This window comes from Bifidobacterium vespertilionis, from assembly GCF_008698145.1.
GTDB classification, from domain to species: Bacteria; Actinomycetota; Actinomycetes; order Actinomycetales; family Bifidobacteriaceae; genus Bifidobacterium; species Bifidobacterium vespertilionis.
In genome coordinates, this window is the sequence record NZ_RZNZ01000003.1 from 128,067 (window position 1) to 142,563 (window position 14,497).

At 64.9% G+C, this 14,497-nt stretch carries 12 protein-coding genes and 1 riboswitch; of the genes, 3 read left to right on the top strand and 9 right to left on the bottom strand.

What is annotated here, in order from left to right; all coding sequences use genetic code 11:
* Positions 1-43 precede the first annotated feature (43 nt).
* Entirely contained in the window at positions 44-1,342 is a 1,299-nt protein-coding gene (gene eno, locus EMO90_RS03275; RefSeq protein WP_150353063.1) for a phosphopyruvate hydratase, read from the bottom strand.
* Positions 1,343-1,519: 177 nt separating this feature from the next.
* Positions 1,520-1,648: riboswitch (TPP riboswitch) on the top strand.
* Between the two features lie 103 nt (positions 1,649-1,751).
* Here eno and EMO90_RS03280 point away from each other — a divergent pair.
* From EMO90_RS03280 to EMO90_RS03290, 3 genes are all read left to right on the top strand, one after another.
* Positions 1,752-2,501 carry an ABC transporter permease gene (locus tag EMO90_RS03280; protein WP_150353148.1) on the top strand — a complete coding sequence of 250 codons (750 nt, stop codon included), beginning with the start codon at positions 1,752-1,754 and terminating at the stop codon, positions 2,499-2,501.
* Positions 2,502-2,593: 92 nt separating this feature from the next.
* Entirely contained in the window at positions 2,594-3,595 is a 1,002-nt protein-coding gene (locus EMO90_RS03285) for an ABC transporter substrate-binding protein (protein ID WP_150353064.1), read from the top strand.
* 37 nt (positions 3,596-3,632) lie between these two features.
* Positions 3,633-4,385, top strand: coding sequence for an ABC transporter ATP-binding protein (locus tag EMO90_RS03290; RefSeq protein ID WP_223849637.1), 753 nt, complete (start codon positions 3,633-3,635; stop codon positions 4,383-4,385).
* 175 nt (positions 4,386-4,560) lie between these two features.
* On the opposite strand, the gene EMO90_RS03295 is transcribed toward EMO90_RS03290, so the two are convergent.
* The 8 genes from EMO90_RS03295 to EMO90_RS03330 form a co-directional block, all read right to left on the bottom strand.
* Positions 4,561-5,043 carry a GNAT family N-acetyltransferase gene (locus EMO90_RS03295; RefSeq protein ID WP_150353065.1) on the bottom strand — a complete coding sequence of 161 codons (483 nt, stop codon included), beginning with the start codon at positions 5,041-5,043 and terminating at the stop codon, positions 4,561-4,563.
* Between the two features lie 61 nt (positions 5,044-5,104).
* Complete coding sequence (locus EMO90_RS03300) at positions 5,105-6,085, bottom strand: AEC family transporter (RefSeq protein ID WP_150353066.1); 981 nt, start codon at positions 6,083-6,085, stop codon at positions 5,105-5,107.
* Positions 6,086-6,180: 95 nt separating this feature from the next.
* The gene (gene mfd / locus EMO90_RS03305) at positions 6,181-9,780 is read right to left on the bottom strand and encodes a transcription-repair coupling factor (RefSeq protein WP_150353067.1); all 3,600 of its coding nucleotides are present in this window, start codon (positions 9,778-9,780) and stop codon (positions 6,181-6,183) included.
* The gene (gene pth, locus EMO90_RS03310; RefSeq protein WP_150353068.1) at positions 9,770-10,369 is read right to left on the bottom strand and encodes an aminoacyl-tRNA hydrolase; all 600 of its coding nucleotides are present in this window, start codon (positions 10,367-10,369) and stop codon (positions 9,770-9,772) included. Before pth ends, mfd begins: the two co-directional genes overlap by 11 nt.
* A 58-nt stretch (positions 10,370-10,427) precedes the next feature.
* Positions 10,428-11,117 (bottom strand): hypothetical protein, encoded by a 690-nt coding sequence (locus EMO90_RS03315; protein WP_150353069.1) that lies wholly within the window; start codon positions 11,115-11,117, stop codon positions 10,428-10,430.
* Between the two features lie 137 nt (positions 11,118-11,254).
* Positions 11,255-12,541, bottom strand: a complete 1,287-nt coding sequence (locus tag EMO90_RS03320) for a sensor histidine kinase (protein ID WP_150353070.1) — start codon at positions 12,539-12,541, stop codon at positions 11,255-11,257.
* Between the two features lie 2 nt (positions 12,542-12,543).
* Positions 12,544-13,167, bottom strand: a complete 624-nt coding sequence (locus EMO90_RS03325; RefSeq protein ID WP_190971901.1) for a response regulator transcription factor — start codon at positions 13,165-13,167, stop codon at positions 12,544-12,546.
* A complete protein-coding gene (locus EMO90_RS03330; protein ID WP_150353072.1) occupies positions 13,161-14,489 on the bottom strand; it encodes a sensor histidine kinase in 1,329 nt (442 codons plus the stop codon). The genes EMO90_RS03325 and EMO90_RS03330 overlap by 7 nt, the downstream gene beginning before the upstream one ends.
* Between the last annotated feature and the right edge of the window lie 8 nt (positions 14,490-14,497).

Sequence of the window (14,497 nt, forward strand, 5' to 3'; positions counted from 1 at the left end):
TTCACAACGCTACCGATGACGGCACGTCACCGGGGTCAGCGGCTCACTTGGCCAGGTACTTCTTGCAGGCCTTGAACGCGCTGTAGCCGGCGTACTGAGCGGTCGAGCCGAGCTCGTCCTCGATCTCCAGCAGGCGGTTGTACTTGGCAACGCGCTCGCCACGGGCCGGGGCGCCGGTCTTGATCTGGCGGGTGTTCTTGGCAACCGCGAGATCGGCGATGGTGGTGTCCGGGGTCTCGCCGGAGCGGTGGGAGACCATGGAGGTGAAGCCGTTGGCGGTGGCCAGCTCGATGGCGTCGAGGGTCTCGGTCACGGAACCGATCTGGTTCAGCTTGACCAGCAGGGAGTTGGCGGCACCCAGATCGATGCCCTTCTGCAGACGCTTCGGGTTGGTGACCAGCAGGTCGTCGCCGACGAACTGCAGACGATCGCCGAGCTTGGCGGTGATCGCGGCCCAGTCCTCCCAGCCCTCTTCCTGGTACGGATCCTCGATGGAAACGATCGGGTACTCCTCGATCAGCTGCTCGTAGAAGTCGAGCATGTACTGGGCGTCGCGCTCGTCACCCTCGAAGTGGTACTTGCCGGTCTCCTTGTTGTAGAACTCGGAGGAGGCGACGTCGAGGCAGATGCCGATCTGCTTGCCGGGCTCGTAGCCGGCGGCGGAGATGGCGTCGACGATGTAGTTCAGGGAGTCCTTGTTGGACTTCAGCTTCGGGGCGAAGCCGCCCTCGTCGCCGAGGCCGGTGTTCAGGCCTTCCTTCTTCAGGACGTTCTTCAGGGTGTGGTACACCTCGACGCCGGCCTGCAGAGCCTCGGAGTAGGTCTTGAAGCCGTAGGGGGAGATCATGTACTCCTGGATGTCGGTGGCGAAGTCGGCGTGGGCGCCGCCGTTCATGATGTTCATGTTCGGAACCGGCAGGATGTGGCCGTTGGTGCCGCCGATGTAGCGGTACAGCGGCAGGCCCGCGGACTCGGCGGAGGCGTACAGGGCGGCCAGGGAGACGCCCAGAATGGCGTTGGCGCCCAGACGGCCCTTGTTCGGGGTGCCGTCGAGCTCGATCATCAGGTCGTCGAGAGCGCGCTGGTCGGCGGCGTCCATACCGATGACCTTCGGGGCGATCTCCTCGTTCACGGCCTTGACGGCGTTCAGAACGCCCTTGCCGCCGTAGACGGACTTGTCGCCATCGCGACGCTCCCAAGCCTCGGCCTCACCGGTGGAGGCGCCGGACGGGACCAGGCCCTTGCCCTGGGCGCCGTCTTCGGTCTCGAGGTAGACCTCGACGGTCGGGTTGCCACGGGAATCAAGGATTTGACGCGCGTACACGCTTTCAATTGCTGCCACAACTGCTCCTTACAGACTGTATGTTGTGATTACGAAACCTACACTAACGGATTTTGTGGACGTTGCAAGGGCGGACATACGTTTTCCATACGCCTTGCGTCCATTTGTCGAAACGATCCGCGCAAAAAACTACGCGGATGCGCCCCGGCACGTTGTCCATGCCATGCGCCCACAATGGATGACGACACGGGGTGCCCGGGCCAAAGTCTCAAACATGCTGGTTCAAAGCGGACGGCCGGGCTGAGATCACACTCGTCGAACCTGATGTAGTTAGCACTATCGAAGGGAATGTCAGTTGCGCGTTTCATCGTCGCGCGCGTCAGTCCGTTCGGCAGGTCGGTCGTTCATCCGCACGCGCACGCGCGGCGGATCCGTCGGTGTGAGCCCACGCGGCATCCCGACGCGCATCATGACCGGCATCGCCGCATGGCTTTCGACGCTCGCATTGCTTATATGGTGGTATTTCGCCACCCTCACCCCATCGGACTCCCGTCCGCTGCCCTCCCCCGGCGAGGTTGCGTCCTCGCTCGGGGATCTGGCCGAGGAGGGACTGCTGTGGCCGTCCGTCGGCATGAGTCTGGCCCGCGTGTGCGCCGGACTCGCGGTGGGCATCGTCCTCGCCCTGCCGGCCGGTCTGATCGCCGGAGCCTCACGGCTGGGCCTCACGATCATCGACAAACCGGTCCATATGCTTAGGGCCATTCCGTTCCCGGCGCTTTCGCCGCTGCTGATCATCTGGATCGGCATCGACGAATCCATGAAGGTCGCGCTCATCGCGATCGGCGTGTTCGGGCTCATCTACGTGAACGTGCGCGACGGCGTGCGGGCCATCGATCCAAGGCTCGTGGAACTCGCCCGCGCCTACCGCATGGACCGCTGGACCGTCTTCTCGCGCGTGCTCCTGCCGGGCGCTATGCCGAGCTTCATGACCGGCCTGCGCTTCGCGATCACCGTTTCGTGGATCGCGCTGGTGACATGCGAGACCGTCAACTCCACGGTGGGCCTGGGCTACATCCTCTCGCGCGCCCAGCAGTTCTCCCGCACCGACCAGATGGTGCTGTGCGTGATCCTCTACGCCGCGCTGGGACTCGCGTCCGAGGCGCTGGTGGGGCTCATCGAGCGCCTCGCCATGCCGTACCGGTCCGTGACCGTGCGCTGATCGCGGCCGCGAGCCAATCCGCGCCCATTCACCGAACCGGCGCATCCAACATCCGAATATCATTCAGACTTTTGATCATCAAAGGAATTTTCATGTTCAATTTCAACCATCTTCGCTCCCACATCGTCCGGCCCGTCGCCGCCCTGGCCGCGGCGGCCATGCTCATCCCGCTGGCCGCCTGCGGATCCTCCCAGACGGGCGGATCGGCCTCATCCTCCGACGCCACGGACTCGATCCGCGTGGCCTATCTGTCCACCGCGAACTTCCTGACCACCGTCAAGGACGAATCCTTCCTCGCCGAGACCATGGCCCCCTACAAGGCCGACTTCTCCGGCCCGTACAACCCGCCGGACGACGCCTACAAGGTGATCCTCGCCGGCAAGGCCGACACCTCCAGCACCGGCACCGGATACTTCATCAACCTGGTGGACCAGAAGGCCCCCTGGGTGGCGTACGCGATCGAGTACTACACCGGCGATTCGCAGGGTCTGGTGGCCGCCCCCGGCTCGAACGTGACCAAGCTGGAGGACCTGTACGGCAAGCGCGTGGGCATCGACAAGAAGGGCGCGACCGGCGATTACATCCTCAAGGCCGCGTTCGAGAAGGCCGGGCTGGACTACAGCAAGGTCGAGGAGGTGGAGCTGAGCCAGACCGACTTCTCCGCCGCGTTCTCCTCCGGCCGCATCGACGCGCTGGCCACGTACGACCAGAACCTCGCCGCCGCGATCGCCACGCCGGGCGCCAAGCTCATCACCACCGGCAAGGACTACGATTCCAAGAACGTGACGCTGCACATGGTGTCGCGCAAGTTCGCCACCGCGCATCCCGAGATCGTCAAGAAGCTCTACCAGGCGCTGGTCAAGGAATCCGACCGCGCGCAGAACGATCCGGAGTTCATCTACGACGCCTACAAGAAGTTCGGCGCGTCGGACGGAATCGTAGACCAGGTGCGCAAGTTCGACGTGCCGGAGATCCTGCCGGTGGACGCCAAGGGCCGCCAGATGCTCGAGGACATCGCCCAGCAGTACGTGGACTTCGGGTTCATCAAGTCCAAGCCGGATCTGACCGACTACGTGCTCGACTGCACCAAGTGACCGCCGCTGGCGATTCCCCCAAGAGAGGTCCCATCCGATGACTGATACCACTGAGCCCATCGAGGCCGGCATGCCCTTCAAGACCGCCGCGCCCGCAGCCTCCGTCGCCTCGTTCCGGGACGTGGCCGTCTCCTTCGACGGCAAGCCCGTGCTCAAGGACGTCACCTTCAGCGTGGCGCCCGGCGAGTTCGTGTGCCTCACGGGCCGTTCGGGCTCCGGCAAGTCCACTCTCCTGAGGCTTGCGGCCGGGCTCATCCCCGCCGACTCGGGCGTGGTGGACGTGACGGAGGACACGGCGTTCGGCTTCCAGGACTCCCGCCTCGTCCCGTGGCAGCGACTGTGGCGCAACATCACGCTCGGTATGAAGGGCACCCGCTCCGAGCTGCGCGGGGTCGCCGAACGGGCGCTGGAATCGGTGCAGTTGGCCGGGCGCGCGGACGACTGGCCGGCGGAGCTTTCCGGCGGGCAGGCGCAGCGCGTGTCGCTGGCCCGTGCGCTGGTGCGCGAACCCAAGCTGCTGCTGCTCGACGAGCCGTTCGGCGCATTGGACGCCCTGACCCGTCTGGACATGCAGGATCTGCTGGCCCGTCTGCGCTCCTCGCACGGCTGGTCGGTGCTCATGGTCACGCACGATGTGGCGGAGGCCGTGCGTCTGGCCGACCGGGCGCTGGTGCTGGCCGACGGCGAGATCCGCACGGAACTGGCGATCGATCGGACGCATCTGGACCGGCACAACCGGCCCGAAAATCACGCCGAGCTCGAGGACCGGCTGCGCGACGCGCTGCGCTGAAGCAAGACGGACGCTGAAGCAAGACGGACCGGGGACCGGCATACCGCGCAACAACGCTGGTGACAAGGTGGGCACATCGTGGGCACACGGTGGGCACATCGTCACCAGCGTTTTTTCATGCACCGGCTTGCCCCGTCGCTGTCTCCACGGTCGCCTGTCCCTCCCCCGGCCGGCCCTACAGCAGCTGCTCCATACCCACCTTGTACGGCTTGAGTCCAAGCTGCTCATAGAACGCCTGCGCTCCGGGGTTGCACGACCACACGTTGAGCGTGACGTTGTGACAGCCCCGCGCGCGGGCGAAATCCAGCACATGCCGGTACAGCGCGGTGCCCACATGCCTGCCGCGGGCCGGCTCATCGACGCAGATGTCGTCGATGTACAGCGTGAGGACGTCGGTGAGGATGTTGCTGTCCTCATGCCGCTGGAACACGCAGAATGCGTAGCCGAGCAATGTGGCGTCGTCGTCCGCGAACGCGCCGAACACCGGTGTGCCATCATCGGCCAACAGGGCCGCCAGCTCCTCGTTGGTGTACTTGGCGGTGCCGGTTTTGAATAGGTCCGGACGCCCGTTGTGGTGGACCTCCAGCACCTCGCGCAGCAGACGGTGCAGTTCGGGGATGTCGCGCTCCTCGGCGCGGCGGATGTGCAAATCGGTCATGGGCGACAGTGTACCCGCGCGGCTGCGACCCGGCACGCCACCGTTGCATGAGATCGCCACGCTACATGATCACCGAGGAGACGACGGCCAGCGACACCAGCGAGAAGAGCGTGCTCACCAGCACGAACCCGGTGGCGTATTCGGGCATGTTGTTGCGTCGTCCGGAGAACATCGCGATCGTGGTCATGGTGGGCAGGCCGGAGATCAGGCAGATCATCGTGACCATGTCGTGCGTGACCGGTAGCACGGCGGCCAGCGGGCCCATGGTGAGCAGCGCGTGGAAGGCGACCGGGAACAGCAGCATCTTGGCCGCAAGGCCCGCATACAGCTCATAGCGCTTGAGCACGTTCCACCATCGCGTGGTGGCGAACAGACCGCCCAAGTAGATCAGCGACATCGGCGTGGCCATGCCGCCGATGGTGTGCAGCGGGGTGAGGATGATCCGCGGGATGCGCACGCCGGCGAGGATCAGCGCGAGGGCGATCATGATGCCGATGAACGCGGGATTGGCGAATCGGCGCAGCAGACCGGCCGCGCGGGCGCCGAGCGACGGCTTGGCGGGCGTTTCACCGCCGCCGGACGGGATCGGCTCGCACAGGAACACGCCGTACGTCCAGAGGATCCCCTGATCCACGATCGACATGAGCGCCACGTAGATCGCGCCCTGCTGCGGGAACAGGGCCATGATGAGCGGGATGCCCAGGAAGCCGGCGTTGCCGAAGATCAGCGCCGCTTGGAAGATGCGGCCGCGTTCGGCCCTGAGCCGCAGCAGCCAGGCGACCAGGAAGAACGTGAGCGCGAGCAGGCCGTACATCATGGCCGTCAGCAGCATCACGCCCCAGTTGGCTTCAAGATCCGCGCGGTCGGTGCCGTCCACCGCGTTGGAGAACACGAGGACCGGGATGAGCACGTTGAGCAGCAGCGCGCACATGCCGTTGAGGGCCACCGTGCCGTAGAACTTGAGCCGCACGCATCCGTATCCCACCAGAAGCATGATGAGGAAGCCCACCAGCTGTCCCACGACGATGCCGAACTGTCCCATGAACCCGCTCTCCTTACCTTAAGACGCCACGGTTTCATATAGACAGTTCGGTAGACAAACGGCCGGCGGTCAACCTGCCGCAACCGGCGAACGGCCTATCGCAGCGCCTTCGGCTTCCATGCGAAGTCGTTGAGCAGGTCGCTGGTCCAGTCCATCACCTGCTCGCCGCTCATCGGACCGCTGCCCAGGGAACCGGCGAACGGCGTGGGGATGAGGTAGGTGTGCGTGACGGGCCGGTACTGGGCGCCCTTGTAGATGCGGTTGATGCGCATCTGCATGGATTCGGGCGGGTCGATCTTGGCGATGCGCACGTTCTTGCCCTGCGCGATGATCTCCGAGATGCCCAGCTCGCGTGCCTTGGCGCGCAGGCGGGCCACGCCGAACAGCATTTCGAACTCCTCCGGCAGCTTGCCATAGCGGTCGGTCAATTCGTCCGCGAGGTCCTTGAGGTCCTCCTCGGTGCGCGCGGCGGCGAGCTTGCGGTACGCCTCCAGACGAAGCTTGTCCGAATCGATGTAGTCCACGGGGATGGACGCCTCGATGGGCAGATCGATGCTCACGGCCACCGGCTCGTGACGCTCGGGCTCCTTGTACTGCTCCACGGCCTCGGAGACCATGCGGATGTACAGGTCGAAGCCCACGCCCTCGATGTGGCCGGACTGCTCGTCGCCCAGCAGGTTGCCGGTGCCCCTGAGCTCCAGATCCTTCATGGCCACGTCGAAGCCGCTGCCGAGCGCGGTGTTCTGCGCGATCGTGGCGAGGCGGTCGTGCGACTGCTGGGTCATGGGCTTGGACGGGTCGTACAGGAAGTAGGCGTACGCGCGATCGCGGCCGCGGCCCACGCGGCCTCGCAGCTGGTGGAGCTGGGAAAGGCCGAAACGGTCGGCGTGGTCCACGATCAGCGTGTTGGCGTTGGAGATATCCAAGCCGGTCTCGATGATCGTGGTGCATACCAGCACGTCGATGTCGCGATGCCAGAAGTCGCGGATGATCTGATCGAGCTGCTTCTCCCCCATCTTGCCGTGCGCGATGCCCACGCGGGCCTCCGGCACGAGCTCGTGGATCTTCGCGGCGATCTTGGAGATGTCCTGCACGCGGTTGTGCACGTAGAACACCTGGCCGCCGCGCAGCAGCTCGCGGCGCACGGCCGCGGTGACCTGGGCGTCCTCGTAGGCACCCACATAGGTGAGCACTGGCAGGCGATCCTCGGGCGGGGTGGCCAGCGTGGACATCTCGCGGATGCCGGTGACGGCCATCTCCAGCGTGCGCGGGATGGGCGTTGCGGACAGGGAGAGCACGTCCACGTTGGTGCGCAGGGCCTTGAGCGTCTCCTTGTGCTCCACGCCGAAGCGCTGCTCCTCGTCGATGATCACCAGTCCCAGGTCCTTGAACTTGATCTTGGGGTTCAGGAGCTTGTGCGTGCCGATCACCACGTCCACGGCCCCGCTGGCCAGCCCCTCAATGGTCTCGTTGATCTCCTTGGCGGTCTGGAATCGGCTCATGGCGGCCACGGTGACCGGGAAGCCCTCGTAGCGCTCGGAGAAGGTCTCGAAGTGCTGCTGGACCAGCAGCGTGGTGGGCACGAGCACGGCCACCTGCTTGCCGTCCTGGATGGCCTTGAAGGCCGCGCGCACGGCGATCTCCGTCTTGCCGAAGCCCACGTCGCCGCAGATCAGGCGGTCCATGGGCACCGGCTTCTCCATATCCGCCTTCACCTCGTCGATGGTGGTGAGCTGGTCGGCCGTCTCCTGGTACGGGAAGGCGTCCTCGAGCTCCTTCTGCCACGGGGTGTCCGGGCTGAACGCGAAGCCGGGCGTGCGCTGGCGGGCCGAGTACAGCTTGACCAGATCCTCGGCGATCTCGTGCACGTGTTTGCGCGCCTTGGCCTTGGTGGCCGCCCAGTCGGAGCCGCCCAGCTTGTTGAGCTTGGGCACCTCCGCGCCGATGTACTTGCTGACCTGATCGAGCTGGTCGGTGGGGATGAACAGCTTGTCCGCCGGGGCGCCGCGCTTGCTGGGCGCGTATTCGATGATCAGGTACTCGCGCGTGGTCTGGTTGGCGCCCGTGCCGATGGTGCGCTGGCGCATGCCTACGAACCGGCCGATGCCGTGCTGCTCGTGCACCACGAAGTCGCCGGGCTTCAGCTCCATGAGGTCGATGGCCTTGCGGCGGCGCTTGGGCGTCTTGGCCTGCCCGGCCGCGGAGGTGCGTCCCGTCAAGTCGCGTTCGGTGAGGAGCGCGAGTTTGGCGGCGCGGTCCACGAAGCCGTCCACGGCCTGGGAGCGGATGGGGGTGATGGAGGCGATGCCGGTTTCGTTGATAGCGCGCTTGAGACGGGCGAGCGTGCCCTGCGCGGCCGCGGTGACGACCACCTCGTAGCCCCGGTCCACCAGTCCCTCGATGCCTGCGTGGGCCTTGTCCTCGCTGCCGCGGAACGATTCGGGGGCCTCGGCGGCGAGCTGCACGTGGCCGGGCTGCTCGGCGTCCACGCCGAAGCTGGTGAGCTTCCACACGTCATGCTCGCTGAACGACAGGGCGCTGATCGTCTCCTGATAGTCCAGGAAGCTGGCCTCGTCGAAGCTGATGGGCGCCCCGGCGCCATGGCCGGAGGCCGCCACATGCCAGCTGGCGGCCAGGAACTCGTTGGCGGTCTTGGCCAGGTCCTCGGCCGATCGGCGCAGCTTCTCCGGGTCGGCCAGCATCACCACCGCATGCCTGGGCAGCATGCCGGAAACGGGCTCCAGATGGTCCACGAGCGCGGGCAGCAGGGATTCCATGCCCTCCACCGGAATGGCGTTGGCGATGGATTCAAGCATGTCCTCGGCGTTGGGGATGGAGCCGATGAGCGCCTTGGCCCGCTTGCGAATGGCGTCCGTGAGCTGCAGCTCGCGGCAGGGCGTGGCCCAGATGGTCTTCAGGCCGTTGCCGTACGTGCGCTGGTCGGAGGCGTGGAACTCCCTGATCGAGTCGATCTCGTCGCCGAAGAATTCGATGCGCACCGGGTGCGGGGCGGTGGGCGGGAACACGTCCAGGATGCCGCCGCGCACGGCGAATTCGCCACGGTCCATCACCAGATCGGCGCGCGTGTAGGCGTTCTCCACGAGGCGTCTGCCGGCCTCGTCCAGCGCGAGCTCCTCCCCCACGGTGAACACGAGCGGATCCACGTCGCCCAATCCGGCCACGACCGGCTGGATGAGCGAGCGGATGGGCATGACGAGGATGCGGATGGGGCCGAACATGGGGTTGCCCGCATCCGGATGCTTCAGGCGGCGGAACACGGCCATGCGGCTGGCGACGGTGTCCGCGCGGGGGCTGAGGCGCTCGTGAGGCAGCGTCTCCCACGCCTCCAGCTGGGCGATGTCGTTGGGATCTCCCGCATACCAGGAGCGCAGCGCATCCACGGTCTCCTCGGCCTCGCGTCCCGAAGCGACCACCAGCACCACCGGCACACGGCTGGCGACGGCCGCCGCGAGTGCGGTGCGCATGCCATCGGGCGCGCCGATGGTGAGCGTGGGGTCCACGTCCGATTCCGGCACGTCGATCCTGCCGTCGGCGAGCGCCTTGAAGCTCGGATCGGCCTGAAGTCCGTCAAGCAGGTGCGCGAGCGTGCCGTGGCCGATCGGCGCTGACTTTGCGCCCGCGGCCTTGGCATCGGCGATTGCGGCGGCGCCCTGCGACTTGGCGTCAGCGGCCATTGAAGTGCTCCTGCGTCTTGGCGAGCCCGTCGAAGATGATCATTTCGGCGGCGTCGGCGCCGTCGGCGAGGAAGTCGGGCAGCTGCTTGCGCTGGTCGGGCCCGAAGCCACCAAGCACCCAGTTGACGGTATTGTCGTGCGCGCGGGGGCCGCGGGCCGCGTGTCCCACGCCCATGCGCACGCGCGCGTACTTGGGCGTGCCGAGGGAGCGGTCGATGGATTTGATGCCGTTATGGCCGCCCGCCGAACCGCCGGCCTTGACCTTGATGCGGCCGAAGTCGAGGTCCATGTCGTCGTGGATCACCACGATGTGGTCGGGCTCGATCTGGTAGTAAGCGCTGATGGAGGCGACCGCGTTGCCGGAATCGTTCATGTAGGTCAGGGGCTTGGCGAGGAAGAACTTGACGTTGCGCCCCTGAAGGTTCATCACGCCCTTGCCGAGCTTGGCGAGCCCCTTGTGGTCGGCGAAGGCGACCGACCAGCGCTCGGCCAGCACGTCGGCCGTCATGAATCCCATGTTGTGCCGGGTGTTCTCGTACTTCGCGCCGGGGTTGCCCAATCCCACGACCAGCCAGAAATCGGATGCCATCGTTCTCTCCTCGTCTGTTCAACGCCTCAAACCTATGGCATGATACCCGTTCCCGCCGTCAACGGGCGGAAGGCTGCGCCTCCTTGGGCAGTTTGCCCGAGCCGTTGTTCAACGGATCCGACTGGCATGCGTGGGCTTGCGCGTCGAAGGCGTCCTTGCCGAAGACCGGGCCGGTCTGCGTCTTCTGGTCGCGCCGGTAGTCGTCGGCCGTGTAGGTTTGCCCGACGATGCCGTGCTCCTGCAGGCACTGCACGATGTACAGGGTGAGATCGGCGTGGTCGGGGTTGCGGATGGACTGGTAGTAGGTGGTCGCCAGCACGTTGAACTGGTAGTTGAGATCCTGGCATTGCGCATCGGCCTTGGAGGTGCTGTCCGGCCCCATGGGCTGCCCGGATGCGGTGCCGATCTGCGACTGCCCCTCGCCCAGATCCACATACACCAGACCGAAATCGGCGTAGCACCCCACCACGCGCCGCTGCAGTTCGTTCAGCTCGTCCGCGCTAATCACGCTGTCCGAGAGAATGGCCTTCATGATGTCCGGATTGGCGGTCATGCGCTTCATCTTGACGTTCAGCGAGTCCGCATAGTACGGGTTCAGCTTGGCGTCGGACGTGTAGTTCACATTCGACGGCGTCGCTGGCGCATGGCTTGCGCCATCGTCCGCGGTGTTGGGCTGGCCGCAGGACATCAGACCTGCAGCGGCGTAGATGGTAAGGGCCGCGGCCAGTGCGCGCAGTGCATATCGCATGTTAACCGCCTTTGCCGAAATCCGATTCAGAGTGCCGCCTTGCAATCGGCCTATGAAACCGACACCTTCAGCGTAACCTCGAAACCATGGCAACACCAGCGGGCCCCTGTCGTCAAAACGGGCGGATTTCGCTGCGATCACGCATCCGAGGGAATAGTGACGATGGTCGTCCACTCTCCGTCCTCGCAGGAGGTTGCGAGGCTGCCGCCAAGCAGCGCGACGCGACGGCGTATGAGTTCCAGCCCCAGTCCGTCATGCTGCGGCACATGGGTCTTCCCGCCGCGATCGCCGACACAGTGGCTGCCATCCACGATATTGGATGACCAAACAGTCACCTTCCGCTCGGCGCACGTGACCATGATGACACAATAGCCGCGAACGCCGTGCTTAAGAATGTTGTTGCCAATCTCCTCAAGGGCTTGGCGAACGATTGCCGTTGCATGATCGCCAAGCAATGAGCTGTCGCCGCGCAGCAGCGTTTCGCACCGGTATCCGGAATGGCGGAGCCGTTTGGCAACATGATCGAGCATATCCAGAATCGTCCGAGCATCGACATCGTCCGAGGGGACCGAAGCGTCTACGGGCGAAACAGCCGCCCGAACAGGCCGCACGGCATCCGCACCGCCGGATATGTCGGATTTGCCGTCATTTTCCAACCGATCCTCCCTCATCAATCGCCGGGTCGGCTCGATCACCCGGCTGCGCATCACATTCAACGCATCCTCCACGGTGGACTCGATGCGTTCGTATTGGATGCGTTGTTCCTCGCTGCAATCCAACTGCGCCTCCCGGCATTGCATCACCGCATAGGTGAGTGTCCCAGCCACCGAATCATGCAATTGGTGCAGCATATTGAGCCGTTCCTGCTGCTGTCGGTTTCGCTGCTCCAACAGCGCGTGCTCGGCGGCGGCTTCGGCCTGTGCTCGGGCCTGTTCCCTTGCCGTCGTGCGCCAGACGTGCATTGACGCGCCTACGGCCAGAGCGATGAGAAAGAACGGCAACATGCCCATCACGCTCACATGCATGATGCCCCAGCGGAATGGGCGCTCCCCCTGTGCAACGGACAGCAGGGCGAATGCCGCCACGATCGCACCGGATGCCCAGACCGATCGTTCCAGCGCAAGCACGATCAGCGCATACCACAGTCCCCACAGACTTTGGATGGTCACATATCCAAGCACGCGCACCGGCATAAGCATCTGCGCAAGCGCCACCATCGCGATCGCCACACTGGAGGGAACCGGAAAGATGGGCAAAACCACCAGCGAGGCCATATAGGCGATGGAAATGATTCGGGAAGGCCATGTCATCCAGTCGAATCCACTGGCATCCAGTTCGGAAACCGCCAAAGAAAGGCACACGAAAACGGCGACGATATGCATCGCCCGCGGACGGACCTTCTCCAGCGCATATTTCCAGCTCATGGTCACAGAAGACCCCGCGTCGCGCACACCAGCACCGCCTGCGCCCTGGAGGATACACCCAATTTCGCAAATAACCGACGGATATAGGTTTTCACCGTGGTTTCACTCACATGCATCATGCGCGCGGCGGATTGCGTGGTCTCGCCATTGGCCAGCAACCGCAGAGCCGCCAGCTCCTGCGCGGTGGGCTTGGCGGTCTTCGACATACGGTGCAACCATTCCAACAGCCTCCCGTTCCCCGACGTTTGCGCAATGACGTTCAAAAATTCCAATGGCGTGGCGTCTTTGTTGATCACCGCGGCAACGCCCGCGTCATTGAGCTCCTGCTCGTCATAAGACATCTCGAAGGCCGTCATCGCCACCACCGTCAAGTCCGGGAACCGTTGCGCAAGGCTCGTCGCCAACGCAATGCCGTCCCGTTCGGGCATCTCAACATCGGTCAGCATCATGTGCGGCAATTCCGCGTTGCACAGCGATTCCGCCTCACGCGCGGAATATGCGGTCCACAGCACCTGAATCGGGGCCCCCTGACCTTCCAGCAGACGCCTGAGCGATTCCGCCACCAACGGATCATTGTCCACAACGCCCAACGTCAATGGGCCACGCCGCTCCATAACGATCAGCATCCTTTCATGGAATTCCTGCAATCCAGTGTATCGGTTGCTGATGAGACATCCCTCGCCGCCATCGCATCCGAGGGAATGGTGACAATGGTCGTCCATTCCCCGTCTTCGCAGGAAGTTGTGAGCGTGCCGCCGAACGGGCGGATGCTTCGGCGGATCAGGGCGAGGCCTTCGCCGGCTTGGGATGAGCGGGCCGCATCGTCCGAGCAGTCCTCGCTGTCCGTGCTGCCATTGACCACACTGCCGTGCGCCTCGCCCGTGCTGCCGACGACTTGCGGTTGCTCAGCATCCGTCATGTTGGACGACCAGATCCGCACCGACCCATTGTTCCCGATGGTGATGGTGATCGCGCAATAGCCGATCTTGCCGTGCTTGAGCACGTTGTTGCCGATTTCCTCCACCACCCGCGACGCCAATACGGCACGTTCCGGAGACAGTCCGGCGAAGTCGCCGCGCAGCAGCGTCTCGCATTGGAAGCCGAGCGAGCGCAGGCGGGTGGCGGTTTTGCCCAGTTGCAGGTCGATCATGCCAGGTTCGCCCGCAGATCGCAGCCTCGCACTCGGCGCACCCGCCGCGGTCGGGCCGACCATCCCATCCCGTTCGTCGATCAGGCGTCGGGTCGGTTCGATCACCTCCCTGCGCATGTGGTCCAGCGCCTCCCCAATCGCGTTCTCCACATACCGGTACTGATCCACGTCTCCCTCGGATCGTCCCCGTCGGCACAGCATGAGTGCATAGGTGAGCGTGCCGGCCACCGAGTCGTGCAGCTGGTGCAGCACGTTGAGCCGCTCCAGATATTGCGCGTTCTCCTGCTCCAGCAGCCTCTGACGCGCTTCGGCGGCCTCGCGCTCACGCAGGCGCTCCGACGCGGCCTTGTGAAGCAGATATACGATTACGCACACAGCCAAAGCCGCCAGCATGAACGGCACCGCAACACGCGCCGGCAGATTGAACAGCCCCGGTCCGTCCATGCTCTCATCCAGATTCCCGCCGCGAGCGATCAGGAACACGCACAACGCCACGACGATGATCGACGGGATCCACACCGACCATTCCGCCGCGAGCACGATCAGCGCGTAGACGAATCCCCACTGCGCATGCACGTAGCCGTCGCCGAGCAGGAACCCCGGCATAGCGGATTCCGCCAGCGCCGCCACGATGATCACCATGCTCGCCTGCACCGGGACCAACGGCAGAGCGGACACCGCCAGCATGTAGGCCACTGTGAACAGCTGGCATACCAGGGTCATGGTCCCGATTCCCTTCAGCATTGCCAGCTCGGCCGCGGCCACGACCATAAGCACGCCCGCGGCGGCCAGATGCACCGCGTTGC